This is a genomic window from Rhizobium sp. CB2179 (assembly GCF_057653455.1).
The window spans coordinates 2,669,245-2,695,362 of sequence record NZ_CM172781.1 but is presented as its reverse complement, the minus strand read 5'-3'; the positions used below and the strand labels follow the sequence as shown (position 1 = coordinate 2,695,362).

Below are 26,118 nucleotides of genomic sequence, written 5' to 3'. Positions count from 1 at the left end.
TGGCTTTGAGCGAAATGGCGCAAAAGGGGTAGGTCATGAGCGATCATCATGTCGTCGTTGTCGGCGGCGGTTTCGGCGGGCTGCAGCTCGTCAACGGCTTGAGATGTGCCGGCGTCAAGATCACGCTGGTCGACCGGCGCAATCACCATCTCTTCCAGCCGCTGCTCTATCAGGTGGCGACCACCATTCTCTCCACCTCCGAGATCGCCTGGCCGATCCGGCGCCTCTATGCCGACCGGCCTGACGTAACGGTGCTGCTCGGCGAGGTCACGGGCGTCGATAGTGGCGCCAAGACGGTTTCCCTACGCAACGGCATGACTCTCAGTTATGACACGCTGGTGCTGGCGACCGGGGCGACGCATGCTTATTTCGGCCATGACGAATGGGAGCCGGTGGCGCCGGGCCTGAAGACGCTGGAGGACGCGACGACGATCCGCCGGCGCCTGCTGCTCGCCTTCGAGAAGGCGGAAATGGAGAGCGATCCTGCCGTGCGCGACGCGCTGCTGACCTTCACTATCGTCGGGGCCGGGCCGACCGGCGTCGAGTTGGCCGGCATCATTGCCGAGCTCGCGCATTTCACGCTGCCCAAGGAGTTCCGCAACATCGACACGCGCAAGACCCGCGTCGTGCTGGTCGAGGCCGGCCCGCGGGTGTTGCCGACCTTCGCCGAGGAGCTTTCGGCCTATGCGCAGAAGGCGCTGGAGAAGCTCGGGGTCGAGATCCATCTCGGCAAGCCGGTGACCGAATGCAACGCCGACGGCGTGAAGATCGGCGAGACCTTCGTTGCCAGCCGGACGATCGTCTGGGCAGCCGGCGTCACCGCCTCGCCGGCGGCAAGGTGGCTCGGCGTTGCGGCGGACCGAGCGGGCCGCGTCGTGGTCGAGAAGGATCTGAGCGCGCCGGGGCTGCCCGAGGTCTTCGTCGTCGGCGATACCGCATCGGTCATGCGCGAGGACGGCAAGCCGGTGCCAGGCATTGCGCCCGCCGCCAAGCAGCAGGGCGGATACGTCGCCAAGGTGATCCGCGCCCGCATATCCGGCAAACCGACACCGGCGCCCTTCCGCTACTGGCATCAGGGCAGCTTGGCGACGATCGGCAAGAGCGCTGCGATCATCGATTTCGGCCGGATCAAGCTGAAGGGCTGGATCGCCTGGTGGATCTGGGGTCTTGCCCATATCTACTTCCTGATAGGCACCCGCTCGCGCTTCTCCGTCGCCTGGAGCTGGCTGTGGATCTATCTGAGCGGCCAGCACAGCGCCCGGCTGATCACCCAGCGCGAGACGATGCGGGAGGAGGGGTAGGCTCTTCTCGGTCCACCAGAGCCTAAGCCTCGAAGCAGCGATATAGGCAAACTTGACATATCTTCGGATCCGCCCTTAGGATTTGCCCGGCGGCTTCCGGATACCACCGGGGTTACGCATCCAGCCGTAGCTACAGCGAGTAGAGGTTCCAATGCGCCGATTCACTTCTCACGAAAATCACATTCGAAATTCTGAGAAGTTGGTGGTTCATGCGCACTTTGAATCTGGGCATCCTCGCCCACGTGGATGCAGGCAAGACTAGCCTTACTGAAAGACTGCTTTTTGACGCCGGCGTCATCGACAAGCTTGGCAGCGTCGATACCGGCAATACACAGACGGACACTCTCGAGCTCGAACGGCAACGCGGCATCACGATCAGAGCCGCGGTGGTGTCGTTCACCATCGGCGACAGGATCGTCAATCTCATCGACACGCCCGGTCATCCGGATTTCATCGCCGAGGTCGAGCGGGTGCTCGGATTGCTGGATGCCGCGGTCGTCGTCGTTTCGGCGGTCGAAGGTGTGCAGGCCCAGACACGGGTGCTGGTGCGGGCGCTGCGGCGGCTTGGCGTTCCCTTCATCTTGTTCGTCAACAAGGTCGATCGTCTCGGTGCGCAACTTGAGGACGTGCTGAAGGCTATTGCCAGCCAATTGCTCGTTCGCCCCATCGCCATGTCTTCCGTCATCGATGCCGGCAGCAGGCTTGCCAGGGTGGAGGCTTTGGCTCCCGGATGCGAACCGCTTTTCACGCCGCTCTGCGAAGCTCTCGCGGAGAACGACGAGGCGCTGCTGGACGATTACGTCTTGGCGCCCGATCGCCTGACGGCGGATAGGCTTGGACGCTGCCTGAGCGATCAGGTCGCGAGCGGCCTGGTGCATCCAGTCTTTGCAGGTGCGGCAACGACCGGCGTCGGCGTGTCGGCCCTGACATCGGCCATTGCGACGATATTGCCCGGCCGGCGCCTCGATGCGGACGGGCCGATTGCCGGAACAATCTTCAAGATCGAACGCGGCTGGGGCGGTGAAAAGCTCGCCTATATGTATCTGACGTCAGGCACAGTCCGGCTGCGGCAACATCTGGATTTGCCCAAAGGCCCGGAAAGAGTGACGGCGATCGAGGTTTTCGGGGCCGGCCGGGTTCATGGCGCCGCAATCTTTTGCGCCGGGCAGATCGCGCGCGTAAGCGGCCTTGCCGGCGCTCGCATCGGGGATGTGGTGGGCACCGACCTGCTCGCGGGCGGGCAGGCGCAGTTTGCCCCGCCCAGCCTCGAAACCCGCGTCCTTGCCCGGCGGCCCTCCGACAAGGCGGCCCTCTGGCTGGCGCTGAACCAGATGGGCGAGCAGGATCCGTTGATCAATCTGCGCCGGAACGATGATGCCGACGAAATCTTCGTATCGCTCTATGGCGAGGTGCAGAAGGAAGTCGTTCAATCGACCCTGCTGACGGATTTCGGTCTCGAGGCTGGGTTCGAGGAAAGCACGGTCATTTTGGTGGAAAGGCTTATGGGAACCGGGGAAGGCCTGCAGATCCTCTTCAAGGAGCCCAATCCATTTCTCGCCACCGTCGGTCTACGCGTCGAACCGCGTCCAGAAGGGGCAGGCAACAGCTTTGCACTTGATGTGGAGGTGGGCCAGATGCCCGCCAGCTTTTACAGGGCAGTCGAAGAAACCGTGTTCGAAACGCTGAAGCAAGGCATTTTTGGCTGGCAGGTCATCGATTGCCACGTGGCGATGACGGCAGCCCGGCACAGCTCGCCTACAAGCACCGCCGCCGATTTCCGGCAGCTGACACCTTGGGTGCTGGCAGATGCACTGTCGGCCGCGCAAACCGTCCTATGCGAACCGATCGACCGCTTTCATCTCGAAGCGCCCGCGGAGAGCTTGAGCGGCTTGCTGACCCTGCTTGCGAAATCTACCGCGACGATGACGGGTTCCGTGATTGCCGACGGCATGGCCTGGGTGGAAGGCACCATGGCGTCCGCGATGATCCAGAGCGTCCAGCAGCAATTGCCGGGCCTGACGAGCGGGGCGGGGATCATGGAAACCTCTTTCGACCATCATGCCCCGATGGCCGGCCCGCCACGTTCGCGCCAGCGTTCAGGCCCCGATCCGTTCAAACCAGTCGAATATCTGCTGCGGCTGCAGTCCACGAGAGCCTCAGCTTGAGGACGGATGGAGGATGCCGTTATCAAAAAGGCGGCTCTCGCGAGCCGCCTCTCATTTTCTCAAGCTGCCAGCGAGGCGATGTCGATGACGAAGCGGTAGCGGACGTCGCTTTTCAGGACGCGTTCATAGGCTTCGTTGACCTGCTGGATGTTGATCTTCTCGATCTCCGAGACGATGTTGTGCTCGCCGCAGAAGTCGAGCATTTCCTGGGTTTCCTTGATCGAGCCGATCATCGAGCCGGAAATGCTCTTACGGCCGGGGATGACCGAGAACGCATGCACGGGGATCGGGTTTTCCGGCGCGCCGACCACCACGAAGGAACCATCCACTTTCAGGAGGCCGAGATAGGCATTCCAGTCGATCTCGGCGCTGACGGTGCAGATGATCAGGTCGAACGTGCCGGCGAGCTTCGTGAAGGTTTCCGGGTCGTTGGTGGCGTAATATTCCTTGGCGCCGAGCTTCAGCCCATCTTCCTTCTTGGAAAGGCTCTGGGAGAGAACGGTGATATCGGCACCCATGGCGGCGCCGAGCTTGACGCCCATGTGGCCGAGGCCGCCCATGCCGACGATCGCGACCTTCTTGCCGGGACCGGCATTCCAGTGGCGCAGCGGCGAGTAGAGCGTGATGCCGGCGCAGAGCAGCGGCGCGGAGGCATCGAGCGGCAGGTTGTCCGGAATGGACATGACATAGCCTTCCCTAACGACGATCGAGTCGGAATAGCCGCCCTGGGTCCGTGTCTTGCGGTCGGCTTCGAAGTCGTTGTAGGTGCCGGCGAGCCCCGGCATATACTGTTCGCGATCAAGGTCGCGCTCGGCGCAGCCGATGCAGGAATCGACGAAGCAGCCGACGCCGACGCGATCGCCGACCTTGAATTTGGTCACATCGGAACCGACAGCCGAGACGATGCCGGCGATCTCATGGCCGGGCACGATCGGATAAACGGCGTTCTTCCATTCGTTGCGGACAGTGTGGATGTCCGAATGGCAGATGCCGGCAAACTTGATGTCGATAACGACGTCATCGGGGTTCGGGTTGCGGCGTTCGAAGGTGAAAGGGGTCAGCGGCTTGGAAGCGTCGGTCGCGGCGTAGCCTCTTGCAATAGGCATGGGAACCATCCTTTTCGATTGTGGTGGGGGTTGAAAGAGATGGTGGACTATTGCCCGGAACTGCGTCAGAGGGTTAGAGCGATCCTCTCAGCTTTTTGCACGATCCTGCAAAAGTGAGGCGCCAGCCTGTTTGCGAAATGGCCAGGGCACTCTAGATAAGAGCGGTATCGCCGGCGTCAGACAGTTGACAGAAAGAGTTGCCGCATGACTTTGCCCTTCAGCCCCTATCAGGAAATCGTCGATATCGCGATGCGCTTCGCGGCTGGTGACGGTGAGTTTGCGACTGATATCGGCAATCTTCACATCAGCCGTCGGTCCAAGCCCAGCGATCCGCTGCACAGCAGCTATCGGCCCTGTTTTGCCTTTGTACTGCAGGGAGCCAAGAGCCTGCGCCTCGGCACGGAACTTATCAGCTACGGGACCGGGGACTATCTGCTGACCTCGCTCGACCTGCCGGTCGCCTGGCGCGTCACGGAGGCAAGCCCTGAGGTTCCGCATCTCTGCCTGGGACTGGCAATCGACTCGGAGAAGCTGCTGGAGTTGCTCAGCCGCATCGATATTCCGAGCCCGGCCGCCCATACCGACGGGCAGCGCGGGATGGCGGTGAACGTCGCTCCGCCGGAGCTCCTGGATGCTGCCGTTCGCCTGCTGCGCTTGCTCGATCGTCCAGGCGACATTCCTGCCATGGCGCCGCTGATCGAGCAGGAAATCCTCTACCGGGTGCTGACCGGGCCGGATGGCGCGCGGCTGATCAACATCGCCACTGCAGACAGCCACAGCAACAGGGTCGCGCGCGCCGTCGCATGGCTGAAGGAGAATTTCGCGCGGCCATTGCGCATCGAAGACCTTGCCGACCGCGTCAGCATGAGTGTGTCGTCCTTCCATCATCACTTCAAGTCGGTCACGGCGATGACGCCGGTGCAGTATCAGAAGCAGCTGCGCCTGCACGAGGCGCGCCGCCTGATGCTCGTGGAGCGGCTCGATGCGGGCACGGCCGGTCATCGCGTCGGCTATCAAAGCCCGTCGCAATTCAGCCGCGAATATAGCCGCCTTTACGGCGCCTCGCCGGCTCGCGATATCGACGGCGCCCGCGAGGTCATGGCGGCGGAATAGTCGGCCTTGCGACCGGTAGCCAATCGTTAAAGGATGTTTGACGTTTCGTCGCTAGTCTGGCGCCAAACATCAAGCAGGCACCGACGTCAGCATGGCGCAAGTCCCATTTCTTTCCATCGTCGCGCCTTGTCACAACGAGGAAGAAGGGCTGCGCGAGTTCTGCCGCCGCGCTGCAGCCGCTGCCCACGGCGTCACTGGTGATGCCTTCGAGCTCATTCTCGTCGATGATGGCTCGTCCGATCGCACCTGGGAGATCATTTCGGATCTGGCGGCAGATGTGCCGCAGGTGCTCGGTGTTCGTCTTCTGCGCAATCACGGTCACCAGCTGGCATCGACGGCGGGGCTTGCCGCCTCGCGGGGCGAGCGCGTGCTTTTGATCGATGCCGATCTTCAGGATCCGCCCGAGCTGCTTTTGATGATGATGCCGATCATGGAGCGCGGCGCCGACGTCGTTTACGGTCAGCGCACGCGCCGCCAGGGCGAAAGCTGGTTCAAGCTGGCCTCCGCTTCGCTTTTCTATCGCGCTTTGTCCAAGCTCGCTTCCGTGACCATTCCGCGCGATACCGGCGACTTCCGGCTGATGCGCCGGCGCGTCGTCGATATCCTGCTGGCGATGCCGGAGCGCGATCGCTTCATCCGCGGCATGGTCAGCTGGATCGGCGGCAGGCAGGTGGCTCTCCCCTACGAGCGTGACGCTCGCTTTGCCGGCACGACGAAATATCCTCTGCGAAAGATGATCAATTTCGCGCTCGATGCGATCACGAGCTTTTCGACGACGCCGCTGCGCATCAGCACATGGCTTGGCATGATGAGTGCGGGCGTCGCGATCGCGTTGCTCGTCTACACCTTCGTTCGCTGGCTGCAGGGCGAGACGGTGACCGGCTGGTCGTCGATCATGGCCGCGGTCAGCGCCTTCAGCGCTATCCAGCTGATCTGCATCGGCATCATCGGCGAGTATCTTGGTCGCCTCGTCCAGGAGAGCAAAAGGCGGCCGATGTTCATGGTCGAGACGATCGTGCGCGGCAGTGAACATGCAGAATTGTCGATCGCATTCTCGGAGATGAGCGCCAGCGACAAGCGCGCCGCGCTGGATGCGGCCTTTACATCCGAAGAGCCGCCGCGCTCGCAAAAGAACAGCCGGATCGGATAATGGACCGGATTGCCGCGCCTGCTGTGGCCGCAGCCGGGCCTGAGGAATCGATCGCCAGGCAGGATTCCACCGTTGCGATCGTCGCATTCGTCGGACTTGCCGCGGCTCTGGTTCTCCTGTTTCCCTTTCCGCCAGTTCTCGATTACGCCAATCATTACGCCCGTATCTGGCTCCTTTCGGGCGGGATCGGCGAGCAACCGTTTCCTGAGATCTATGCGGTCGATTGGAACCGCACCTTCACCAATGTCGGGATCGACGTTCTAGCCACCTGGCTGGGGCCGCTGGTCGGCGCAGACAGGCTTGCGCGGGCTTTGCTTTTCCTGGCGATCGTGCTGCCGCCGCTCGGGGCAATCGGCCTGCACCGCGCGCTTTTCAGCGGCCGGCACCACTGGCAGACCGCCATGCTGTCGCTCGGCTGGTGCGCCACCATGATCGGCGGCTTCATCAACTTCCAGATCGGCCTCGGCATGGCCTTGTTCTTCGCCTGCGTCGATCTGCAGCTGCAGCGCAGAAATCCCGCCGTGGTTTTTGCCTGGCGGCTCGCCGCCGCGCTGCTGCTGACGGTGATGCATCTCTTCGCACTTGGCTTCTATATGGCGATCGTCTGCGGCCTCGAATTTTCCTGGCGCATCGATATCGTGCGATCGAAGGCGGCTCTCATGAGGCTCGGCGGCCGGTTGGCGCTGGCGCTCGGTGCCTGCCCCCTGCCGCCGCTCGCGCTCTATCTCCATACGGCGGCTTTGCCCAACGCCGGCGGCAACGGCCTCGGCCTTGCCTGGAACGACGGCATCGTCCTGATCGTCCTTAATCTGCTCTCCGCCATCACGACCTATGTCCCGGTGGTGGATGTCGTGCTGGTTCTGCCGCTGATCCTCATCTGCACCCGTGCCATCCGCGCGGGCGATATCCGCATGCATGCGGGGCTTGCCGTCGCCGCCTGCGGCCTGCTGCTGCTCTCCTGTGTTTCGCCTCGCCACATGCTCGGCACCGGATGGATCAGTTGGCGCTTTCCGATCATGACAGCGCTCGTCGCCATGGCGATGATGTGCCCCTTTGCCAATCTCACGCGCCGGCAAGCGCTGTTGCTGGCGCTCATCATCAATCTCGCAGTCTTCGGTCGCACCGGCTGGATCGGCTGGAACTGGTGGCTGGCACAGAAGGATGTTGCCGCCGTCGAGACTGTGCTTAAAAAGGTGCCGGCCGGTGCAGCCGTGCTGCCTCTGGGACATGAACCCGAGACAGTGAGCGGTCTTGCCCACTCCAACCGGCATTTTGCCTGGGGGTTGGATACTTTCCGGCACCTGCCGACGCTTGCCGTGCCCTTCTCCCATGCTTTCGTGCCGACGCTCTTCACGGCAAAAGGCAAGCAGCCGTTATCCGTTCTGCCGCCATGGTCGGAGATCGCGGTTCCCGAGGGCAATCTGCTGTCGATCGGCGTGCTTTCATGCCCAGCAATGATGCAGGAATATAGAAACTTTGCGCCTTATCTGTCGGATTGGCGCGGGCGTTTCGATTTCGTCCTGGTCGCCAATGCCGATATCCCCGACCGCTATGTCGGCACCTTGATGCCGGCGGGGCTGACGCTGGTCGAAGATGCGGGTTTCGCAAAGCTTTACGCAATCGACAAGGTGATGCCGGCAGAGCCTCTCTCGTTCCCCACCGGTTGCGCCAGGGCGTCATAGGTCGGGGCCCTTCGTGGACCGATTGCCTCTGGACGATTGGGTGATGATTGCGGCCGCCATCCGGTTTTCGGGTGAGGCGCTAGTCAGCCGGGGAATTTCAGCGCCTTGTCGGCACGGCATTTGGCGAGCTTTAGCTGACGGAAGGAGAGGATGCGGGTGATGCGGTCCTTGCCATCAGTCTCCACACTCATGCAGGCGCAGGCATAGCCGTAATTGCCGTTGGTTCTGACATAATCATGTTCGGAGATGTCGGAGATCAGCTCCATGCCTTCCACCTCGCCGGCATCGTCGCCCTGGGTCATGATCGTCCAGGTGTTCTCCGCATCCTCCAGCCACCAGTTGGCGGGCGTCGGATTCTCGATCCAGCCGCAGCGCGTTTCGGCGGCCCGCGCATTGGCTGCGACGACAAGTGCTGCGATCATGACCGCGGCGGCTATCCGGTATCTCATTGCCTTTTCCCCCCGACAAATATCAATTGTTGATCGCGATGATCGCCCAATGGCTCGCCTCGCAGGCGTTGTCCTCGCAGATCGCGCCCATCCAAACGGCGCCGCCGGCCAGCATGACGCCGTCGCTGTTGACGAATAGATCCTCGTATTGCTGGCGTCCGACGGCGCGGCGCGTTTCCGGCGTCACGAGATCATCGAAATTGTCGATGAAATCCTCAGCGCTCTCGACGTCGTAGCTCTCGCCATTGGCCTTGACCGTTAGCGGGTATTCGGCAAGGCCGGCGATGGTCTGGGCTTCGCCCGAGCGCATCGCTTTGACAAGCTGGCGCAGCGGTCGGTCGAAGCCCGCGGCACCGCCGTGCAGTTCTTCGATGCGGTTATAGACGTCGCTGTCGGACTGCGCGAGAGCGCTTGAGCCGCCAAGGAGGATTGCTCCGAGCAGGAGAAGAGCTGCAGCAAGGCGTGACATCGGAACCTCCGGGCAAATGGCGTAGCGCGACATTATGCGATCGCCGAGGATTTGCGCCTATCCAATTCTGGTGTTTCATCGCGGTTTCCCGTATTAAAAAAAATCTATCCAGGCTTCTTGACGACCTGATCGGTTTATCGCATAAACCTCACGAACCGTACCGTACGGTACGTATATGGGAGCCATGACCGTGTCCGTCGATACCGCAGAGCCGAGCGAATTTTCGCCGCGCCAGAACGCCGTTCTGGAGCAGGCGCTGCAGTTGCTCGTCGATGGCGGCGAGAAGGCGCTGACGACCTCGGGTGTGGCGCGAGCCGCCAATTGCTCGAAGGAGAGCCTCTACAAGTGGTTCGGTGATCGCGACGGGCTGCTGTCTGCGATGATTGCCTATCAGGCCAGCAAGGTGCGCACCTTCGAACGCAACGGCGAGCGGCTGACGGCGGCGAGCCTGCACGACCATGTCGTCATTTTTGCGCGTGACTTGCTGGAAGTGCTCGCCGGCGACGTCTCGCTCGCGCTCAACCGGCTGGCGATCGGCCAATCCAACCGCGACGGCTCGAAACTCGGCAAGCTGCTGCTTGAGCGCGGCCGCCGTCAGATCGACCGGCGCGCCATGGCGCTGATCGATGCCGGGAAGAGGGCAGGGCTCCTGCGTTTTTCCGATGCCGACGAGGCTTATCACACGCTTTACGGCCTTGTTGTCTCCGACCTGCATGTGCGCATGCTGCTCGGCGAACCAGGCCTCAAGGATACCGCACGCCAAGCGGAGAGGGCGGTGACCGCCTTCCTCAGGCTCTACGGCACGGACAAGGTTCTGGCGGAGATGCCGGTTCTCGGCTGATTCCGCTTTAATGACAGTCAACAAGACAAGCAAAGGGAAGGAACTTCAAATGCGCGTCTATTACGATCGTGATGCCGATCTCAACCTCATCAAGGCCAAGAAGGTCGCCGTCATCGGCTATGGTTCGCAGGGCCGTGCCCATGCGCTGAACCTCAAGGACAGCGGCGCCCAGAACGTCGTCATCGCACTCAAGGCCGGTTCGCCGACCGTCAAGAAGGCCGAAGCCGATGGCTTCAAGGTCATGACGGTTGCCGAAGCTGCCGCCTGGGCGGACCTGATGATGATGGCGACCCCGGACGAACTGCAGGCCGACATCTACAAGGCCGATATCGCCGGCAACATCCGCGATGGCGCAGCGATCGCCTTCGCCCACGGCCTCAACATCCACTTTGGCCTCATCGAGGCGAAGGCTTCGGTCGACGTCGTGATGATCGCGCCGAAGGGCCCGGGCCATACGGTTCGCGGCGAATACCAGAAGGGCGGCGGCGTTCCCTGCCTCGTGGCCGTTCACCAGAATCCGTCGGGCAACGCGCTTGAGCTCGCTCTCTCCTACGCCTGCGGCGTCGGCGGCGGTCGTTCGGGCATCATCGAAACCAACTTCCGCGAAGAGTGCGAAACCGACCTCTTCGGCGAACAGGTCGTTCTCTGCGGCGGTCTCGTCGAGCTCATCCGCGCCGGTTTCGAAACGCTCACCGAAGCCGGTTACGCGCCTGAAATGGCCTATTTCGAATGCCTGCACGAAGTGAAGCTGATCGTCGACCTGATTTATGAAGGCGGCATCGCCAACATGAACTACTCGATCTCCAACACGGCCGAGTGGGGCGAATATGTCTCCGGTCCGCGCATCATCACTGCCGAGACCAAGGCCGAGATGAAGCGCGTCCTCAAGGACATCCAGACCGGCAAGTTCACGTCCGATTGGATGCAGGAATACCGCGCCGGCGGCTCGCGCTTCAAGGGCATCCGCCGCCTGAACGACAGCCACCCGATCGAAGAAGTCGGCGCCAAGCTGCGCGGCATGATGCCCTGGATCGGCAAGAACAAGCTGGTCGACAAGTCGGTCAACTAAGCGGTTCCGGTGAAATAAAACAGGGAGGCCGGAGTGAAAACTCCGGCCTCTTTTGCTATTGGTGCGTCTGTTGTCGAAGCTGCTATATCGGATTTGATGTGTTTGAAGCGATCATGCGGTCGGCAAAACAAGACCTGGAAGATAGCCTTGGGGCGCTCTACCCAGCATTTCTGGAATATCCGTTCCCATCTTCGCTGGACGCTTCGCCCTTACGCGACGCCGAGAAAATTCTCGCTGCACTCAAATCGGCGCCTTTGCGGGAGATAGATGCGACAGAGCTGGGTCGGTATGCGGCAAGCGCGATAACGACAGTTGGTTCGGCTGATGACTTCAAGCACTTCCTGCCGCGTATCCTCCACTGTGCCGTCCTCAGCCCTTCCGCGTATGGTTTCGAGCCGCCGATCATTGCTTCCAAGCTTTTATTGTGCGACTGGCAGCATTGGCCGATACCTGAGCAGACAGCAGTCGCGAATTTTGTCTATTCGGCCTGGGCTTTCAAAAGGCTGCAGGATCCCGATTTCGATGCGTCGGCTTGGGATTGGATAATGGCGATGGCAAAGCTCGATCTTCAGTTCGAGGCATGCCTCAGTCTTTGGGTGAAGCAGCCGACACCCAATGCTTTCATTCAGCTCGCCACCGCCGATCTTAAAAGCCTCTACAGGGGCAGCTGCTTCTGGCAGGACGTCGCGCCGGAGAAGCGCCATCTCGTCCTTGAGTGGCTCAAGGGTGATGTCATTGAGAATGGGTTTATCGAACTGATTGATGCGATACCGCCTCAGCGGCACTGGATTGTCGATCGCTTGCTCGATGAAATGAGAGAATTGCGGCGTTTGCCTTCTCGCGTTGAGGCGCCGGAGTGAGAAAATAGGCGTGCTGCACCGCCGGGGCGAAAGCTCCGGCCTTTACCGTTCTGCGCCGACGATCAGCCAGCGGGTCGGCTTGCCGTCATAGCCGCCGCCGTCGCTTTCGCTAATGGCGATATTCCGCCAGCCGCCTTTCGTTAAAAGCTCCGAAAGCCATTCGGCGGAGGGATAGTTGTAATAACGCCCGAAGCCGTCATGGCCTTCCACATCGCCTGCCTTGAAGGTCGCATGAATGATGCCGCCTGTCCTCAGGGCGCGCCGGATGCGGGCGAAGACATCGGGCAGCTCTGGCCTCGGGACGTGGAGAAGGCTTGCCTGCGCCCAGACGCCGTCGAAGGCGCTGTCGGCGTCGAGTTCTTGAAACAACATGACCCTGACCGGCCGGCCGATCAGCACTTCCGCCTGTCTCGCAAGCTCGGTCGAGCCATCCGTCGGCGTCACGTCGAAACCCTGCGCCAGCATGTAGGTGCTGTCCTGTCCGCCGCCGCAGCCGAGTTCGAGGATTGCCGCACCCGGCACAAGCCCGGCGAGGAAGGCATCGACCTGCTGCTTCGGCAGGCTGCGCGCCCGCTTGGCGTATGTCTCGGCATTTTCCTCATAGAAGGCGGAGGTGCAATCAAGAGGCATGCTGTTCGGCCGATCGTGGGCGTCGGTTGGATTGAAGATGTCTTTCGGGGAGCCGGTCGGCGTCGATGATGTCAATGACGACAATCCCTTCCGATGCCACCCGGTAGAAGGCGACGTGGCGCATGTGGAGGAGGCGGCGAAGGCCGGCGCCGAGTTCGTCGCACTCTTCTCCCATCGAGGGAGCGTGCGAAAGAAGCACGAAAATCCTGTCCCAGTCGAGAAGATAGGCGTCCGCCTGCGCCTCGCCGAAATTGAGGCAAGCATATTCGTCGATGCCTGATAGCACGGAGTCTGCGGCTCGGGTTAGCCTATAGGTTGTTGTCACGCAGCTTTGCCTTCGTTTCCGACAGGATGTCGGGAATGCGTCGACCGCTCGGGCCGCTTTCCTCAGCCTGCCTCAGGATGTTGCGCAGTTCTTCGTCGTCAAGCTTGTGGTGGAGCTGATCCTTCAGAATAAGCTCCGCCAGGAATGCGCCGGCACTGCTGTATCTGCCGCTTGCGACACGGTTTTCGACGTATTCCGCCAGATTATCCGGAAGCGAGATCGTCATTTTCGCCATTGGATTCGGTGCCGCCTGCACATGCCGGTTTTCAGCCATTCCAGATGCCAGATTATCATTTCCCAGTTTGTGATAGAAGCGTTGTGCCGCGCCGTCGAGGGCTTGGGTCACATGCGGATCAGTCTTTTTTATCGATATAGATGACGCGTTTGAGATCCTTAAAATGGGCATCGCAGGTCAGGATGTCGGCATCGTGGCGCTCCGCGGTCGCATAAATGATCGCATCGGCGGTGGCTAGTTTATGGGCTGCCGATATTTCGGCAGCACGGCGAGCAAGCGTCGTGTCGAGAGAAACAACCATGCATGTCGCGGTGTAAGCGATGAAGCTGTCGACGGCTTCCTCGTCCTTTTCGCGTGCCAGCCATTTGGAAAGCTCAAGCTGCACGATCGTCGGAACGATGCATTGATCGCGTTCCGGGATTTCGGCCTGCAGCTTGGTTCCGGCAGCACTTTTCGTCAGCCATCCTATCCATGCGGAGCTGTCGATCACGCGCATCAGAAACGGTCGTTCCGGTCGCGGTAGTTTTTGTTGTCTGCGCCTTCGGCGAGGCCGCGAAGATCGGCAAGCGTCGGGACGGGCATCAGCAAAACGCCTTTGCCTTTGGGTATGAACACGAATTCCTGTCCCGCCGACCAGTGCTGTTGTTCGCGCACTTCCTTGGGAATGGAGATCTGGAATTTTGTAGAGAGGGTTGCGGTTGCCATTCTTACCTTTCCTCTATCGATTAGGAGATAGTAAGAATTCACTTGGCGTCGGTCAATGGCGAACCGTTTTTGGCGTTGGCGCTATTTCGGTCGCCAAATGGGACGTTGACGATGGTCTTTCCGGCTGACTCGGCCACAAAAAAACCGGGCGACGCCCGGTTTCGAAAGAGATCCGCGGATTGCTTAATGGCTGTCGGCTCGAAGAACATCGTATCGTGCAGATTGAAACGAACTCCAGGGCGGAATAGATCGCCAGCCCGACGGCTTTTCCTGGCGAGGCGGAAAGCGGCGCCCCCACCATGTCGGTGTTAACGCCGCCATTCGCTTGGAAGGTCCGGAGTTCAGGCCGGGATAAGGCGCGTCCAGCCGCGCTCATCGTTCGTTACGCCTTTCTGCAGACTGACGAGCTGCTGGCGCAGTTCGCTGGTCAACTTGCCGGTCTGTCCGTCTCCGACCAGAAACTCGCCGCCGGTATGTCGAACCAGGCCGATGCCCGCCAGGACCGCGGCAGTGCCGCAAGCGAAGGCTTCGACGAGCTTGCCGCTGGTTGCGTCTTGCTGCCATTCCGCGAAGGAGTAGGGACGCTGCTCGACGCGCAAGCCCTTTTCTCCAGCGAGCACGATCACCGAAGCACGGGTGATACCCGGCAGGATCGTGCCGCCAAGAGGCGGGGTCACCACCGATCCGTCGTTCATGACGAAGAAGACGTTCATGCCGCCGAGTTCCTCGACCCAGCGATGCTCTGCTGCGTCCAGGAAGACGACCTGATCGCAATCCTTTTTCGCCGCCTCGGCTTGCGCCACGAGGCTGGCTGCGTAGTTTCCGCCGCATTTTGCAGCGCCGGTGCCGCCGGCGGCAGCACGGGTGTATTCGGTCTCGACCCATAGGGAGACCGCCTTCGCCCCGCCTTTGAAGTAGGCGCCGACCGGAGAGGCGATGATGCAGAAGACATATTCCTGAGCGGGACGAACGCCCAGGAACGCCTCGTTGGCGAACATGAAGGGGCGAAGGTAGAGACTGGCGTCGCCGGATGGAATCCAGGCCTTGTCAACGCGGACCAGTTCTTCGACCGCCTTCAGGAAGAGTTCTTCGGGCACAGGAGGCATTGCCATGCGGGTCGCCGACTGCGCGAAGCGGCGGGCATTCTCTTCGGGCCGAAAGAGCAGAATCCGGCCATCGTCTGCCTTGTAGGCTTTCATGCCTTCGAAAATTTCCTGAGCATAGTGCAGCACGGCGCTTGCAGGATCGAGCTCCAGAGGACGCCTCGGCGTAACCTTCGCATCGTGCCAGCCCTTGTCGGCAGTCCATCGTGCCAGGACCATATGATCCGTGAAGACCTTACCGAAGCCGGGCGTCTCCAGTGCCTGGATGCGGTCGGCGTCGGAGACGGGAGACTTGTGCAATTCGATCTTGATTTCAGGAGAGGTCGTCGTCGCGGTCATTGCTGGCACCTTGATAGTACATTGAATAGTGGCGGGGACACTACTGCCGCCGGGCTGGTCTTGGAAAGGCCTGAATCAGGCGGTTTCGGTATCGATCAGAGGAATAATCGCTTTCTTGTCACAGGGACAAGAAAATAGGTCAGTATTATTGACATAAATTCTCCGACATGGTCTGCTGGGGGAATAGAAAAATACGAGGAAACCCCATGCTGAACTGGGACACCATGTTTGCGTCGCGCTCGTCGCGCATGCGCGCATCCGAGATCCGCGAGCTCTTGAAGCTTCTCGACCGGCCCGACATCATCTCCTTTGCCGGCGGCATTCCGGATCCGACGCTGTTTCCGGACCAGGAATTCAAGCAGGCCTATGCCGATATCTTCGACGGCGCCGCCGTCAATTCGGCGCTGCAATATTCGGTCAGCGAAGGCTACAAGCCGCTGCGCGAATGGCTGGTCGGGCAGATGGCGGCTCTCGGCATCCCCTGCGAACTCGATAACGTTTTCATCGTGTCCGGTTCGCAGCAGGGCCTCGATTATCTCGGCAAGCTCTTCCTGTCGCCTGATGACACCGCGCTCGTGACATGGCCGACCTATCTCGGTGCGCTGCAGGCCTTCAACGCCTATGAACCGGCCTACGACCAACTGACGCCGAACGGCAACCGGACGCCCGAGTCTTACCGCGCTGCCGCTTCCGCTGCCGGCGGCAAGGTGAAGTTCGCCTATCTCTCCACCGACTTCTCCAATCCGACCGGCGAGACCGTCGATCTCGATGGCCGCAAGAAGGTGCTGGCACTGGCGGAAGATCTCGACATCGCCGTCATCGAGGATGCGGCCTACCAGTCGCTGCGTTACGACGGCGATCCGATCCCGCCGATCCTGGCGCTCGAGATCGCCGAGAAGGGCCAAATCAACGATACGCGCACAATCTATTGCGGCAGCTTTTCGAAGACACTGGCGCCCGGCCTTCGCGTCGGCTTCATCGTCGCCAATGCGCCCGTCATCCGCAAGCTGGTGCTGATGAAGCAGGCGGCCGACCTGCATTCTTCGACGATCAACCAGATGGCGATATCAGATGTCGCCGAGCGCGGCTTTGACGCGCAGGTCGCCAAGATCAAGGCCGCCTACAGCCAACGTCGCGACTGCATGCTGACAGCCCTCGATAAATACATGCCTGAAGGCACCAGTTGGACGAAGCCGGAAGGCGGCATGTTCATCTGGATCACGCTGCCGGAGGGCATGGACGGCGCCAAGCTGCTGGCGAAATCGCTCGAAACCGCCAAGGTCGCCTTCGTGCCCGGCAAGGCGTTCTTCGCCGATGGTTCCGGCGCCAACACCTTCCGCGTCAGCTTCTCCTGCGCCAACGAGCAGATGATCGAGGATGGCATCGGCCGCCTGAGCGCACTGATCTCGGCCGAAATCGGCAGCTGATTCCAGCCGCCCGGCCGACGGATCAGGGGCAGAGCGCCGATCAGAAGATCGTCGTCCAGCCTTCGTTCGCCGTCTCGCTCTTGCCGTAGCCGACCCGATCGGCAACAGCACCGTCGGCATTGCGCAGGATGATGTCACCGCCCCGATTGGCAAGCTGCGGGCCGCCGGCTGCGGCATCGAGCGCTATGGTGCGCAGCTCGCCTGCGCTAAGCGATCCCGACAGCGTCTGGGTCCTGCCGTTTTCGTCCTCCAGCTTCCAGCCTTCGAGCGATGCCTCCATGTCGGAGCGGTTGATGATCGTCACCGTTTCGGCCTCGGTGCCGCCTTCGCCGTTGACCGGGTTGATCAGCGCGGCGACGATACGCAGCGACGAGGCGACGATCGGCTGCGGCCGGCGTGTGCCTTCGCCGCGGCCCTGGCCGCCACGGCTGTCGGAAACCGGATGGCCGGTCGTCGCATCGGTGTTCCAGTTCTGCGACTGAAAGCAGAGGAAGATCGCCGCCCATTCGTCGGTATCGTTGAAATGGACGAGCAGCGCGCCGTCCTGGTTCGGCCCGTTGGTGGCCTTGAAGCTGCCGCCGTCGCCCTGGTTCATGTGAATGTCGTGGATACCGTTGCCCGGTTCGAAGTCGAAATATTGGTCCGGCTTGTTGTTCTCGGGCCCCCAGGCCTCGCCGAAGGCGTAGAAATGCACGTCGGAATCGGCAATGCCCTCCTGGACGATCGGCTCGATGAAATCGCGCAGGTCGTTCTTCGGGCCGGATAGCTGGAAGGGCGCGACATTCATGTCCTCGCGTTCGATCAGTCCGCCGCGGACATAGTCGATCGCAAGCTCCGGCCGTTCCTTGCGGATATCGGTCAGGCCCATCGGCAGGGCTTCGAGCGCCTCCGTCAACGCCGGGTGCTTGAAATCGACGATATTGGCGTAGAGCAGGTCGTGCGGCGATTCCTTGGAGCGGACGTTGAGCGCGATGCGGTAGCTGACGCCGTTCGCCTCGATGCGGATCTCGATATGGGGATCGTTGTCGTCGTCGAGGGCGAGTGCGCTCGCCGTACCCTTCAGGACCTTGTAATTCTTCAGCATGGAGAACCTCGCGGGGGTGGCGGGATCTTACGGTAACACGGCGAAAGTGCATCTTTTGTGACGGCTAAAGTATGACGCGATCCTTCAGATTCGCCTGCCACACTTTAGGTCTTTGATTTGAGCATGTCGTGGTCGCAAAACCGCTGCACACTTTTGCGCGACATGCTTTGTCTTCCGCCGTGCAATGCTTGATCCGCTATCGCCTATTGCTGGAGATGCGGACCGAAAAGCTCGCGATCGGCTTCACCAAGCCTGTCGCTAACCGTGTTCAGCTGGTGCCAATAAGGATAGATCACCGGCGGCAGGCTGACCGCGTCGAGGCGCTTGCGTTCCGCGTCCGTGAGTTTCAGCTCGGCGGCGGCGATGTTGTCGCGGAACTGGGCTTCGGTGCGGCCGCCGATGATGACCGAGGTCACCGCCTTGCGGCCGATCAGCCAGGCGAGCGCCACCTGTGCCGCCGAAACGCCGCGCTCGTCGCCGATTGCGACCAATGTCTCGACGATGTTCCAAAGGCGGTTCTCATCGCGGATCGGCGGTTCGGTCCAGCCGGCGAACTGGCGTGTGCCTTCGGGGGCCGCCTGGTTGCGGCGATGCTTGCCGGAGAGCAGGCCGCCGGCGAGTGGGCTCCAGACCAGCACGCCGAGGCCCTGATCGATCGAGATCGGCAGCAACTCGTATTCGGCGTCGCGGGCTTCCAGCGTATAGTGGATCTGCTGGCTGACGAAGCGCTGGTACCTGTGCTCGTTGGCGAGCCCAAGCGCCTTCATGATGTGCCAGCCGGAATAATTCGAGCAGCCGACGTAACGCACCTTGCCCTGCCTGATCAGTGTGTCGAGGGCTTCCATCGTCTCTTCCAGCGGCGTCTGGCCGTCCCATTCATGCACCTGGTAGAGGTCGATGACATCGGTCTTCAGACGCTTGAGGCTCGCCTCGCATTCGCGGATCAGGTGGTAGCGCGACAGGCCCTGGTCGTTCGGGCCGTCGCCCATGCTGAAGCGGGCCTTGGTGGCGAGCAGCACGCCCTGCGGCCGCTTGCCGGAGAGCACGTCACCGATGATGTTTTCGCATTCGCCTGATGAATAGGCGTTGGCGGTGTCGATCAGGTTGATGCCGGCATCGATGCACATATCGATCATCTTTTTCGCCTCGGAGACGCCGAGATCGCCGACCATCTTCGCCCAACCGACGCCGCCGAAGGTCATCGTGCCCATGGTCAAAGTCGAAATCTTCAGGCCGGAACGGCCGAGCAAACGATATTCCATTGAAGCTCCTCCCTTTAAACAAGACTGACGTACCTCAACGCTCCGAGATGGCAATGGGTGCGCGTTCACGGCTGCGTGAGGCTTAGGCAAGATTCTGAGCGCCGGCATCTTCCGGCCATGCGGCGGCTATGGCCGACCCGAGCCGAGCGGCAGATCGTACAATATGTCATCGGCTTGTCGACGGAAATTGTCTTGGCGCAGCGTCGACGTGGTGGAGGCCACGTCAGCTCTCGTGTTTGTCCTTCTTGTGAATATTGTCGCGAAGCGAAGCGATTGTGTCCCGAATCTTGCTGACAGCCTGGGCGTCGAGACCGACAGCCTTGCCGATGCAGTCGAACACATGGGAGGCACGGCTCTTGAGGGCCAGTCCCTTCTCCGTCAGGCGCAAGAGCACCTGGCGCTCATCGGCAGGATTTCGGTTGCGGGTGACGAGACCGACATTTTCCAGCCGCTTTAGCAGCGGAGTGAGGGTGCTGGAGTCGAGAAAAAGCGTCTCGCCGAGATCCTTCACCGTGCGGTCGTCGCGCGCCCACAAGGCGGTCATGACAAGGAATTGCGGATAGGTAAGTTCCAGTTCGTCGAGCAGGGGACGGTAAAGCTGGTTAAAGGCGTGGCTTGCCGAATAGATCGAAAAGCAAAGCATTTCATCGATCTTGGGCACGTCAATGAGATCATTTGATGTGGTGTCTTTCATCACGCTCTCCTTGATCTCAATATAATTTGTGCGCGATCTGTTTGCAAGCTATTGACTCGGCAGACGAGACCACCTATTTAGATCGCGCACAAAGAAATCGCTGACAAAATATAAACCCAACACGGAAAGCTGCAGAGGCTTGCTGCGTCAATAGATGCGCAAGCAGGGGAATTCCCTTGTGGCTCCCAATTGCTCCTTTGAAACTCAACCGATGAAAGGAAATGACCAATGTTCAAGTTTGCTGCTGCCGTCGCCCTGGCGGGGGCTCTTCTTTCCGGTGCTGCCGTTGCCCAACCGGCCAAGCCGACCGTTGTCCTCGTCCATGGCGCCTTTGCCGATTCATCCAGCTGGAACGGCGTCGTCGAAATCCTGCGCAAGGACGGTTTTTCTGTCGTGGCAGCCGCCAATCCGCTGCGCAGCGTTTCTAACGACGCTGCCTATGTCTCCGACGTGGTTGGCAGCATCGCCGGCCCTGTGGTCCTTGTCGGTCACTCCTATGGCGGCCAGGTCATTTCGACCGCGGCCAACGGCCACGACAACGTCAGGTCGCTGGTCTATGTCGCGGCCTTCGCGCCGGATGCCGGAGAATCGGTCGCAGATCTCGCCGGCAAGTTTCCGGGCGGTACGCTGAGCGGAGCGCTTGCGGCCCCGGTGAAGCTCAGCGCCGGCGGTGTCGATCTCTATATCGATCAGGCCAAGTTCCATGATCAGTTCGCCAGCGACGTGCCGGCCGAACAGGCGGCCTTGATGGCGGCTGCCCAACGTCCGGTCACCGAGGCTGCCCTGACCGAAAAATCCGGCGAGCCCGCCTGGAAGAAGCTGCCGTCGTGGTTTGTCTACGGCACCGGCGACAAGAACATCCCGGCCGCAGCCCTTGGCTTTATGGCCGAGCGGGCAGGCTCCAAGCGGACCGTGGTGGTCGATGGCGCCTCCCACGTCGTGATGGTGTCGCATCCCGAGAAGGTGGCTGAACTGATCGAAGAAGCTGCAAAGTAGTACTCGATCCGAGGGGCCCAGGCGCGTGAGCGCCGTGGCCGGCCGCCGCGGAGGTTTTGTCCGCGGGCCATGACCGGCTCTGCCTGCGCGACGTATCGGCGGGGCAGGCCCCGCTGGTCAACCATCTGCTGCAGTTGATCCTCAGTGAACTGATCGAGGCGAGCGTGGCGAGGTCACGACTGGTCGATGGGAAAGCTGTGGCGCAGGGCGTGGACCAACCGCCGTGCCCTGTCACATCTCTGTCAACGACCCCTAATAAGGGAGGGGTATCGAAATCGAGGATCCTCCCATGAAAACGATCGTTTCTGCCGCAGCACTTGTCGCAGCGAGCCTCTTTGCCATTCCGGCTTCGGCCGCAAACCTCGTTCTCTACACCAGCCAGCCGAACGAGGATGCGCAGGCGACGGTCGACGGCTTCATGGCCGCCAATCCCGATATCAAGGTCGACTGGGTGCGCGACGGCACGCCGAAGATCATGGCGAAACTCCAGGCCGAGATCCAGGCCGGCAACCCGGTTGCCGACGTTCTGCTGATTGCCGACGTGGTGACGCTGGAGCGCCTCAAGGAAGACGGCAAGCTCCTGGCCTACAAGTCTCCGGAAGCCGCCCAGTATGACGCCGCCCTCTATGACGCCGAAGGCTATTACTATTCCACCAAACTGATCACCACCGGCATCATGTACAATACCTCGGCTGCGATGAAGCCGACGAGCTGGAAGGACCTGACGAAGCCGGAGGCCAAGGGCCTCGTCACCATGCCGAGCCCGCTTGCCTCGGGTGCGGCCCTCATCCATGCCCAGACGCTGGCCGCCGTTCCCGGCCTCGGCTGGGACTTCTACAAGTCGCTTGCGGAAAACGGCGCGATTGCTGCCGGCGGCAACGGCGCCGTGCTGAAGTCCGTCGCCTCGGGCGAAAAGGCTTATGGCATGGTTGTCGATTACCTGCCGATCCGCGAGAAGGCCAAGGGCGCTCCCGTCGAATTCGTCTTCCTGAGCGAAGGCGTTTCGGCCGTCACCGAGCCGGTCGGCATCCTCGCCAGCAGCAAAAATGCCGATGCCGCCAAGAAGTTCGTCGATTACGTGCTCTCCGAAAAGGGCCAGGAAGGCTTCCTGAAGCTCGGCTACATCCCGGCCCGCAACGGCATGAAGCTGCCGGAAGGCTTTCCGGCGCGCGACACCATCAAGGTCCTGCCGATCAAGGCGGCCGAAGCATTGAATAATACCGATCAGGATCTCAAGACCTTCTCGGGCATCTACGGCTCGAACTGATCCTTTCATGCACGGATACATCAAAACCGGAAACAGCCAGCCCGCCTGGCTGTTTCCTTTTGTCGTCATCATCGTCCTGATCCTCAGCGTGCTGCCGCTCGCCCGCCTTGCCATGGTCGGAATAGCGGCCTTTGCTGATGGCGGCGTGATGACGGTTCTCGGCGAAACCTCGCTCTGGTCGGCGACCTATTACACCGTCGTCACCGCCATTCTGGGCACGATCATCTCGCTCGTCATCGGCTGCCTCTTTGCCTTCCTGCTGACGCTGACCGATATCCGCGCCAAGGGGCCGCTCAGCTTCTTCTTTGTGCTGCCGATGATGATCCCGCCGCAGGTGACGGCGCTTGCCTGGGTGCAGATGTCAGGCCCCTCCAGCCCGCTGTTGAAGGCGCTGCATATCGCCCCGCCACTCGGCTCGCCGCAGCCGCTCTATTCGGTGGGCGGCATTGCGCTGCTCTATGGCGTGCAGCATGCGCCGCTGGTCTATCTGGCGCTTCGGGCCGGGCTGATGACGCTGCCGCGCGACGGCGTCGAGGCCGCACGGCTTTCCGGCGCCTCCAGCTTGCGGGTGTTCCGCGATATCATCCTGCCGCTGTCGCTGCCCGGTATCATTGCGGGTGCGGCGATTTCCTTCGTTTCCTGCACAGGCAATTTCGGTATTCCCGCCATTCTCGGCATTCCGGCCTCGATCTTCACGCTGCCGACGTTGATCTTCACCAAGTTCTCCGCTTTCACCAGCCGCACCTTCGGTGATGTCGCCGTGCTCTCGGCGATCATCGCCATCATCTCGGTCGTCGGGCTGATGATCCAGGACCGGGCGTTGCGCGGCCGCGACTACCGCGTCATCGGGCTATCCGGGGCGAGCGCGGCCTTCGAGCTCAGCACCTGGCGCCTTGTTTTCACACCGCTCGTCTGGGCGATCCTGTTCTTCATGCTGGCAGCACCCTTCTTCGCGCTTGTCGCCGGCGCGCTGGTGCCGGCCTATGGCGTGCCGCTCACTTTCAAGACGATGTCGCTGCATGCCTTTGAGGAGATCCTGTTCCGGCAGGCGGTGACGCGCACCGCCTTTATCAACTCGCTGTCGCTCGCCGGCGCGACCGCGCTTTGTCTCCTTGTGGTGACGGTGCTCGCAGCCTACACGCTGACGCGGCGCAAGGATGCGGCTTCCCGCATCATCTCCAGCCTGATCGAGATACCCTATTCGCTGCCCGGCATCGTCATGGCAGTCTGCTTCATCCTGGTGTTCGCAGCACCGATCCCGATCTTCCACGTGTCGCTCTATGGCACGATCTGGATCATCCTGATCGCCTATTTCTCCTCGTTCTTCGCCGTCAGCCTGAAACCTGTGGTCAGCGCCTTCCACCAGCTCGATCCAGCGCTGGAGGAGGCCGCACGGCTTTCCGGCGCCGGCTTTTTCCGCCGGCTTGCCGATATCATCGTGCCGCTGATTGCGCCGGCCGCCGGCGCCTCCGTTATTCTAGTCTTTCTGATTGCCTGCAACGAGCTGACGATCTCGGCGCTGCTCTGGTCGGCCGGCACCCAGACGCTCGGCGTCGCCATCTACAATCTCGATGATAGCGGCAGCTCGGACCTTGCTTCGGCACTCTCGGTGCTCGTCGTGCTCATGGTCGTCGTGCTGATGCTGCTGCTCGAACTTCTGGCGAAACGACTGCCGAAAGGAGTGATCCCATGGCGAGGCTGATCCTCAACCAGCTCGGCAAGGACTTCGGCACCGGGCGCGCCGCAGTCAGCGGTTTTTCGCTCGATGTGCGCGAGGGCGGCTTCCTGGCGTTGCTCGGGCCTTCCGGTTGCGGCAAGACGACAGTGCTGCGGATGATCGCCGGTTTCGAGACGCCGAGCGACGGCTCGATCCATCTCGGCGAGAGATTGCTTGCCGATGCGGCGCAGTCGCTGCCGCCGGAAAAGCGCAACATGGCGATGGTCTTTCAGTCCTACGCGCTGTGGCCACATATGAGTGTTGCCGACAATGTCGGCTATCCTCTCAAAGTGCGTGGCATCTCGGGCGAGGCCTACCGGGCGAAGGTGCGCGACGCGCTCGGCACCGTCCGGCTCGCCGACTACGCCGAACGGCGTCCGGCCGATCTTTCCGGCGGCCAGCGCCAGCGCGTGGCGCTCGCCCGCTGCCTGGTGACATCGCCCGACGTCGTGCTGCTCGACGAGCCGCTTGCCAATCTCGACCGGCACCTGAAACAGGAGATGGAGGAGACTTTTCGCGAGTTCCACCAGCGCTCGGGCGCGACGATGATCTACGTCACTCACGACCAGAGCGAGGCGATGGCGCTCGCGACCGACGTTGCGGTCATGTCGGAGGGCCGGCTGCTGCAGGTGGCGGCTCCCGCCGAGATCTATGCACGGCCGGAAGGACGCATCGTTGGCGGGCTCATCGGGCGAGGGGCCATTCTCACGCTGCCGCTCATGGGCCGTGAACGCCATCTGGAATGGGACGAGCTGCAGGATGCGCTTCATGCTGCCAATACGGATGACGCCGATATCCTTGTGCGGCCGGAGGATGTGGTCATCGGCGGCGAGGGGGCTCCGGCAACTGTCGAATCCGTGCTTTTCGAGGGCGAGCGTTATGCTGTGAAACTCACGCTCGGCAACGGCCAGACGCTGCGCGCCTTCAGTCGCGTGGCTGTCGTGCCAGGTGAAGTGGTTTGCGTCGTCATCCGCGCCGGGTGGCGGCTTTGATGAAGGCGGGGCTAGACTTCTACGGTGACACCAATCGAAGCCCGACGATATGAGGTTGAAGTCGCCGGTGCCTTCTTTCGAATCGCCAAAAAGTTGAATAGCTTCGGTCTAGTAATCCGTGATGGAAGCAAACGGCTAAATTACTACGCGCGCGATGGGTCAAGTAAAGCCCGCGCGACAGTCATTTATTGAGGGACCATACTCGCATGCCAATTCAAGTAAGGCGTATCCGATCCGTTTTCGTGCTTTCAGCTGTTCTTTTAAGTGCCGCGAGCGTTCTTCAGGGATGCCCATCTTTAGAGCGGCAGAAACGGGGCGACGGATGGAAAACCCGAACATTTAGGCCAAGTGAATTACATGGCGGTTCGAGCAACGGGAGTTCGTCGAGCAGTTCTGATGGTGGGCATAGCCAACCTCACGATGGCGCCACCTCAAGCCCGCCCGGCGGGATCTGAAGCCAACGCCGTTAAGTAATGCGTCTAGGCAGTCGGTTCGCTTGATCGTCTCGCCTCCGGGCTTGCCCGGGTAAACGGCGGGTCTTCGTCAAGCCTTTTGCCTCATTCGGCCTGTCGGTCGGTCGGTCCGGTTTTCCGGCGTCGAGAAAACAGCCTTGTCCGAGATGAAGAAGCCGCCCGCTTAAAAAGCGCTTAAAACTGGAATTTCGATTGCCAGTTCGCCGGCATGCATCGCCTTGTGGTTTAGCCGTATCATTCGCTGCCGGAACATTGCCAGCGGATGACGTGGCAGCTGCCGGTTTGCTTTCTGCAGCTGCGGATCGCCTGGCGCTGGGCCTCGCGGCCATCATAACCCCAGCCGGAGCCCCAGCCGCTGCGATGGCCGACGGCCACCGCGCCACAGCCGTTTCGGAACCAGATAGCGATGCGACAATCGTTGGCGCTGCTGTCGCAGTTGCGCCGGGCAACGGTTTCGGCGTCGCCGCGGTTGGCATGAGCATAGGACCAGCCGATGGCGCTGGTCGACGGCGAGTAGGCGATGGCGCCATAGGTGTCGGCAAGGGCCGCGCCGGCGAGGGACGTCAGAACCGCAAACGATGCAAGAACCCGCTTCATGAAATGCCCCCACGCCGGAACGGCGATTATCCTCTGAGTAGAACTATCCGAGGCTTGCGGCGGAATG

General features: G+C 61.4%; 27 protein-coding genes. 13 read left to right on the top strand and 14 right to left on the bottom strand.

The window, feature by feature from the left end; genetic code table 11:
• Positions 1-35 precede the first annotated feature (35 nt).
• Together AC244Q_RS13580 and AC244Q_RS13575 are read left to right on the top strand one after the other, a co-directional pair.
• The gene (locus tag AC244Q_RS13580) at positions 36-1,301 is read left to right on the top strand and encodes an NAD(P)/FAD-dependent oxidoreductase (RefSeq protein ID WP_012758196.1); all 1,266 of its coding nucleotides are present in this window, start codon (positions 36-38) and stop codon (positions 1,299-1,301) included.
• 209 nt (positions 1,302-1,510) lie between these two features.
• A complete protein-coding gene (locus AC244Q_RS13575; RefSeq protein ID WP_113545167.1) occupies positions 1,511-3,466 on the top strand; it encodes an elongation factor G in 1,956 nt (651 codons plus the stop codon).
• A 59-nt stretch (positions 3,467-3,525) separates the two neighbouring features.
• On the opposite strand, the gene AC244Q_RS13570 is transcribed toward AC244Q_RS13575, so the two are convergent.
• Positions 3,526-4,572, bottom strand: a complete 1,047-nt coding sequence (locus AC244Q_RS13570) for an NAD(P)-dependent alcohol dehydrogenase (RefSeq protein WP_012758194.1) — start codon at positions 4,570-4,572, stop codon at positions 3,526-3,528.
• A gap of 204 nt (positions 4,573-4,776) precedes the next feature.
• On the opposite strand from AC244Q_RS13570, the gene AC244Q_RS13565 reads away from it, so the two are divergent.
• The 3 genes from AC244Q_RS13565 to AC244Q_RS13555 all read left to right on the top strand — a co-directional run bounded on the left by AC244Q_RS13565 (position 4,777) and on the right by AC244Q_RS13555 (position 8,517).
• Entirely contained in the window at positions 4,777-5,685 is a 909-nt protein-coding gene (locus AC244Q_RS13565) for an AraC family transcriptional regulator (protein ID WP_003541220.1), read from the top strand.
• A 91-nt stretch (positions 5,686-5,776) separates the two neighbouring features.
• Complete coding sequence (locus AC244Q_RS13560; protein WP_113545166.1) at positions 5,777-6,835, top strand: glycosyltransferase family 2 protein; 1,059 nt, start codon at positions 5,777-5,779, stop codon at positions 6,833-6,835.
• A complete protein-coding gene (locus AC244Q_RS13555) occupies positions 6,835-8,517 on the top strand; it encodes a hypothetical protein (protein ID WP_113545165.1) in 1,683 nt (560 codons plus the stop codon). The genes AC244Q_RS13560 and AC244Q_RS13555 overlap by 1 nt, the downstream gene beginning before the upstream one ends.
• 83 nt (positions 8,518-8,600) lie before the next feature.
• Here AC244Q_RS13555 and AC244Q_RS13550 read toward each other — a convergent pair whose 3' ends face one another.
• Entirely contained in the window at positions 8,601-8,966 is a 366-nt protein-coding gene (locus AC244Q_RS13550) for a DUF4087 domain-containing protein (RefSeq protein WP_017994657.1), read from the bottom strand.
• 22 nt (positions 8,967-8,988) lie between these two features.
• Positions 8,989-9,468 carry a hypothetical protein gene (locus tag AC244Q_RS13545; RefSeq protein ID WP_206641067.1) on the bottom strand — a complete coding sequence of 160 codons (480 nt, stop codon included), beginning with the start codon at positions 9,466-9,468 and terminating at the stop codon, positions 8,989-8,991.
• 142 nt (positions 9,469-9,610) lie between these two features.
• On the opposite strand from AC244Q_RS13545, the gene AC244Q_RS13540 reads away from it, so the two are divergent.
• From AC244Q_RS13540 to AC244Q_RS13530, 3 genes are all read left to right on the top strand, one after another.
• A complete protein-coding gene (locus AC244Q_RS13540; RefSeq protein WP_017994655.1) occupies positions 9,611-10,276 on the top strand; it encodes a TetR/AcrR family transcriptional regulator in 666 nt (221 codons plus the stop codon).
• Positions 10,277-10,325: 49 nt separating this feature from the next.
• Positions 10,326-11,345, top strand: coding sequence for a ketol-acid reductoisomerase (gene ilvC / locus AC244Q_RS13535; protein WP_128406271.1), 1,020 nt, complete (start codon positions 10,326-10,328; stop codon positions 11,343-11,345).
• Between the two features lie 98 nt (positions 11,346-11,443).
• Complete coding sequence (locus AC244Q_RS13530) at positions 11,444-12,205, top strand: hypothetical protein (protein ID WP_012758187.1); 762 nt, start codon at positions 11,444-11,446, stop codon at positions 12,203-12,205.
• A gap of 42 nt (positions 12,206-12,247) precedes the next feature.
• Here AC244Q_RS13530 and AC244Q_RS13525 read toward each other — a convergent pair whose 3' ends face one another.
• From AC244Q_RS13525 to AC244Q_RS13495, 7 genes are all read right to left on the bottom strand, one after another.
• Positions 12,248-12,835, bottom strand: a complete 588-nt coding sequence (locus tag AC244Q_RS13525) for a class I SAM-dependent methyltransferase (RefSeq protein WP_012758186.1) — start codon at positions 12,833-12,835, stop codon at positions 12,248-12,250.
• Entirely contained in the window at positions 12,825-13,160 is a 336-nt protein-coding gene (locus tag AC244Q_RS13520) for a type II toxin-antitoxin system RelE/ParE family toxin (protein ID WP_012758185.1), read from the bottom strand. The genes AC244Q_RS13525 and AC244Q_RS13520 overlap by 11 nt, the downstream gene beginning before the upstream one ends.
• Positions 13,144-13,395, bottom strand: a complete 252-nt coding sequence (locus AC244Q_RS13515) for a ribbon-helix-helix domain-containing protein (protein WP_012758184.1) — start codon at positions 13,393-13,395, stop codon at positions 13,144-13,146. Before AC244Q_RS13515 ends, AC244Q_RS13520 begins: the two co-directional genes overlap by 17 nt.
• Before the next feature lie 118 nt (positions 13,396-13,513).
• A complete protein-coding gene (locus AC244Q_RS13510) occupies positions 13,514-13,891 on the bottom strand; it encodes a type II toxin-antitoxin system VapC family toxin (RefSeq protein WP_128406272.1) in 378 nt (125 codons plus the stop codon).
• Complete coding sequence (locus AC244Q_RS13505; protein ID WP_012758182.1) at positions 13,891-14,100, bottom strand: AbrB/MazE/SpoVT family DNA-binding domain-containing protein; 210 nt, start codon at positions 14,098-14,100, stop codon at positions 13,891-13,893. Before AC244Q_RS13505 ends, AC244Q_RS13510 begins: the two co-directional genes overlap by 1 nt.
• 38 nt (positions 14,101-14,138) lie before the next feature.
• Positions 14,139-14,309, bottom strand: coding sequence for a hypothetical protein (locus tag AC244Q_RS13500; protein ID WP_164902297.1), 171 nt, complete (start codon positions 14,307-14,309; stop codon positions 14,139-14,141).
• Positions 14,310-14,441: 132 nt separating this feature from the next.
• On the bottom strand, positions 14,442-15,542 hold the full coding sequence (locus AC244Q_RS13495; RefSeq protein ID WP_128406273.1) for a branched-chain amino acid aminotransferase: 1,101 nt from the start codon (positions 15,540-15,542) through the stop codon (positions 14,442-14,444).
• Positions 15,543-15,748: 206 nt separating this feature from the next.
• On the opposite strand from AC244Q_RS13495, the gene AC244Q_RS13490 reads away from it, so the two are divergent.
• Positions 15,749-16,969, top strand: coding sequence for an aminotransferase-like domain-containing protein (locus tag AC244Q_RS13490; protein ID WP_128406274.1), 1,221 nt, complete (start codon positions 15,749-15,751; stop codon positions 16,967-16,969).
• A 40-nt stretch (positions 16,970-17,009) separates the two neighbouring features.
• Here AC244Q_RS13490 and AC244Q_RS13485 read toward each other — a convergent pair whose 3' ends face one another.
• The 3 genes from AC244Q_RS13485 to AC244Q_RS13475 form a co-directional block, all read right to left on the bottom strand.
• The gene (locus AC244Q_RS13485) at positions 17,010-18,053 is read right to left on the bottom strand and encodes a DUF2278 family protein (RefSeq protein ID WP_113545162.1); all 1,044 of its coding nucleotides are present in this window, start codon (positions 18,051-18,053) and stop codon (positions 17,010-17,012) included.
• 203 nt (positions 18,054-18,256) lie between these two features.
• Positions 18,257-19,315, bottom strand: coding sequence for an aldo/keto reductase (locus tag AC244Q_RS13480; RefSeq protein WP_128406275.1), 1,059 nt, complete (start codon positions 19,313-19,315; stop codon positions 18,257-18,259).
• 223 nt (positions 19,316-19,538) lie between these two features.
• On the bottom strand, positions 19,539-20,009 hold the full coding sequence (locus AC244Q_RS13475; RefSeq protein WP_012758178.1) for a MarR family winged helix-turn-helix transcriptional regulator: 471 nt from the start codon (positions 20,007-20,009) through the stop codon (positions 19,539-19,541).
• Positions 20,010-20,237: 228 nt separating this feature from the next.
• On the opposite strand from AC244Q_RS13475, the gene AC244Q_RS13470 reads away from it, so the two are divergent.
• From AC244Q_RS13470 to AC244Q_RS13455, 4 genes are all read left to right on the top strand, one after another.
• Positions 20,238-21,005 (top strand): alpha/beta fold hydrolase, encoded by a 768-nt coding sequence (locus tag AC244Q_RS13470; RefSeq protein WP_011652698.1) that lies wholly within the window; start codon positions 20,238-20,240, stop codon positions 21,003-21,005.
• A gap of 289 nt (positions 21,006-21,294) precedes the next feature.
• Positions 21,295-22,272, top strand: coding sequence for an ABC transporter substrate-binding protein (locus AC244Q_RS13465; protein WP_128406276.1), 978 nt, complete (start codon positions 21,295-21,297; stop codon positions 22,270-22,272).
• A gap of 7 nt (positions 22,273-22,279) precedes the next feature.
• Positions 22,280-23,974, top strand: coding sequence for an ABC transporter permease (locus tag AC244Q_RS13460; protein ID WP_442135669.1), 1,695 nt, complete (start codon positions 22,280-22,282; stop codon positions 23,972-23,974).
• A complete protein-coding gene (locus AC244Q_RS13455; protein WP_128407904.1) occupies positions 23,962-24,981 on the top strand; it encodes an ABC transporter ATP-binding protein in 1,020 nt (339 codons plus the stop codon). Before AC244Q_RS13460 ends, AC244Q_RS13455 begins: the two co-directional genes overlap by 13 nt.
• A gap of 707 nt (positions 24,982-25,688) precedes the next feature.
• On the opposite strand, the gene AC244Q_RS13450 is transcribed toward AC244Q_RS13455, so the two are convergent.
• On the bottom strand, positions 25,689-26,051 hold the full coding sequence (locus AC244Q_RS13450; protein WP_012758174.1) for a DUF4189 domain-containing protein: 363 nt from the start codon (positions 26,049-26,051) through the stop codon (positions 25,689-25,691).
• Positions 26,052-26,118: the final 67 nt, after the last annotated feature.

What these genes read in the sequence shown, in the direction of transcription:
- AC244Q_RS13580 (WP_012758196.1), top strand. Translation starts at nt 36, where the DNA reads ATGAGCGATCATCATGTCGTCGTTGTCGGCGGCGGTTTCGGCGGGCTG.
- AC244Q_RS13575 (WP_113545167.1), top strand. Translation starts at nt 1,511, where the DNA reads ATGCGCACTTTGAATCTGGGCATCCTCGCCCACGTGGATGCAGGCAAG.
- AC244Q_RS13570 (WP_012758194.1), bottom strand. Translation starts at nt 4,572, where the DNA reads ATGCCTATTGCAAGAGGCTACGCCGCGACCGACGCTTCCAAGCCGCTG.
- AC244Q_RS13565 (WP_003541220.1), top strand. Translation starts at nt 4,777, where the DNA reads ATGACTTTGCCCTTCAGCCCCTATCAGGAAATCGTCGATATCGCGATG.
- AC244Q_RS13560 (WP_113545166.1), top strand. Translation starts at nt 5,777, where the DNA reads ATGGCGCAAGTCCCATTTCTTTCCATCGTCGCGCCTTGTCACAACGAG.
- AC244Q_RS13555 (WP_113545165.1), top strand. Translation starts at nt 6,835, where the DNA reads ATGGACCGGATTGCCGCGCCTGCTGTGGCCGCAGCCGGGCCTGAGGAA.
- AC244Q_RS13550 (WP_017994657.1), bottom strand. Translation starts at nt 8,966, where the DNA reads ATGAGATACCGGATAGCCGCCGCGGTCATGATCGCAGCACTTGTCGTC.
- AC244Q_RS13545 (WP_206641067.1), bottom strand. Translation starts at nt 9,468, where the DNA reads ATGTCGCGCTACGCCATTTGCCCGGAGGTTCCGATGTCACGCCTTGCT.
- AC244Q_RS13540 (WP_017994655.1), top strand. Translation starts at nt 9,611, where the DNA reads ATGGGAGCCATGACCGTGTCCGTCGATACCGCAGAGCCGAGCGAATTT.
- ilvC (WP_128406271.1), top strand. Translation starts at nt 10,326, where the DNA reads ATGCGCGTCTATTACGATCGTGATGCCGATCTCAACCTCATCAAGGCC.
- AC244Q_RS13525 (WP_012758186.1), bottom strand. Translation starts at nt 12,835, where the DNA reads ATGCCTCTTGATTGCACCTCCGCCTTCTATGAGGAAAATGCCGAGACA.
- AC244Q_RS13515 (WP_012758184.1), bottom strand. Translation starts at nt 13,395, where the DNA reads ATGGCGAAAATGACGATCTCGCTTCCGGATAATCTGGCGGAATACGTC.
- AC244Q_RS13510 (WP_128406272.1), bottom strand. Translation starts at nt 13,891, where the DNA reads ATGCGCGTGATCGACAGCTCCGCATGGATAGGATGGCTGACGAAAAGT.
- AC244Q_RS13505 (WP_012758182.1), bottom strand. Translation starts at nt 14,100, where the DNA reads ATGGCAACCGCAACCCTCTCTACAAAATTCCAGATCTCCATTCCCAAG.
- AC244Q_RS13500 (WP_164902297.1), bottom strand. Translation starts at nt 14,309, where the DNA reads ATGTTCTTCGAGCCGACAGCCATTAAGCAATCCGCGGATCTCTTTCGA.
- AC244Q_RS13495 (WP_128406273.1), bottom strand. Translation starts at nt 15,542, where the DNA reads ATGACCGCGACGACGACCTCTCCTGAAATCAAGATCGAATTGCACAAG.
- AC244Q_RS13490 (WP_128406274.1), top strand. Translation starts at nt 15,749, where the DNA reads ATGCTGAACTGGGACACCATGTTTGCGTCGCGCTCGTCGCGCATGCGC.
- AC244Q_RS13485 (WP_113545162.1), bottom strand. Translation starts at nt 18,053, where the DNA reads ATGCTGAAGAATTACAAGGTCCTGAAGGGTACGGCGAGCGCACTCGCC.
- AC244Q_RS13480 (WP_128406275.1), bottom strand. Translation starts at nt 19,315, where the DNA reads ATGGAATATCGTTTGCTCGGCCGTTCCGGCCTGAAGATTTCGACTTTG.
- AC244Q_RS13475 (WP_012758178.1), bottom strand. Translation starts at nt 20,009, where the DNA reads ATGAAAGACACCACATCAAATGATCTCATTGACGTGCCCAAGATCGAT.
- AC244Q_RS13470 (WP_011652698.1), top strand. Translation starts at nt 20,238, where the DNA reads ATGTTCAAGTTTGCTGCTGCCGTCGCCCTGGCGGGGGCTCTTCTTTCC.
- AC244Q_RS13465 (WP_128406276.1), top strand. Translation starts at nt 21,295, where the DNA reads ATGAAAACGATCGTTTCTGCCGCAGCACTTGTCGCAGCGAGCCTCTTT.
- AC244Q_RS13460 (WP_442135669.1), top strand. Translation starts at nt 22,280, where the DNA reads ATGCACGGATACATCAAAACCGGAAACAGCCAGCCCGCCTGGCTGTTT.
- AC244Q_RS13455 (WP_128407904.1), top strand. Translation starts at nt 23,962, where the DNA reads ATGGCGAGGCTGATCCTCAACCAGCTCGGCAAGGACTTCGGCACCGGG.
- AC244Q_RS13450 (WP_012758174.1), bottom strand. Translation starts at nt 26,051, where the DNA reads ATGAAGCGGGTTCTTGCATCGTTTGCGGTTCTGACGTCCCTCGCCGGC.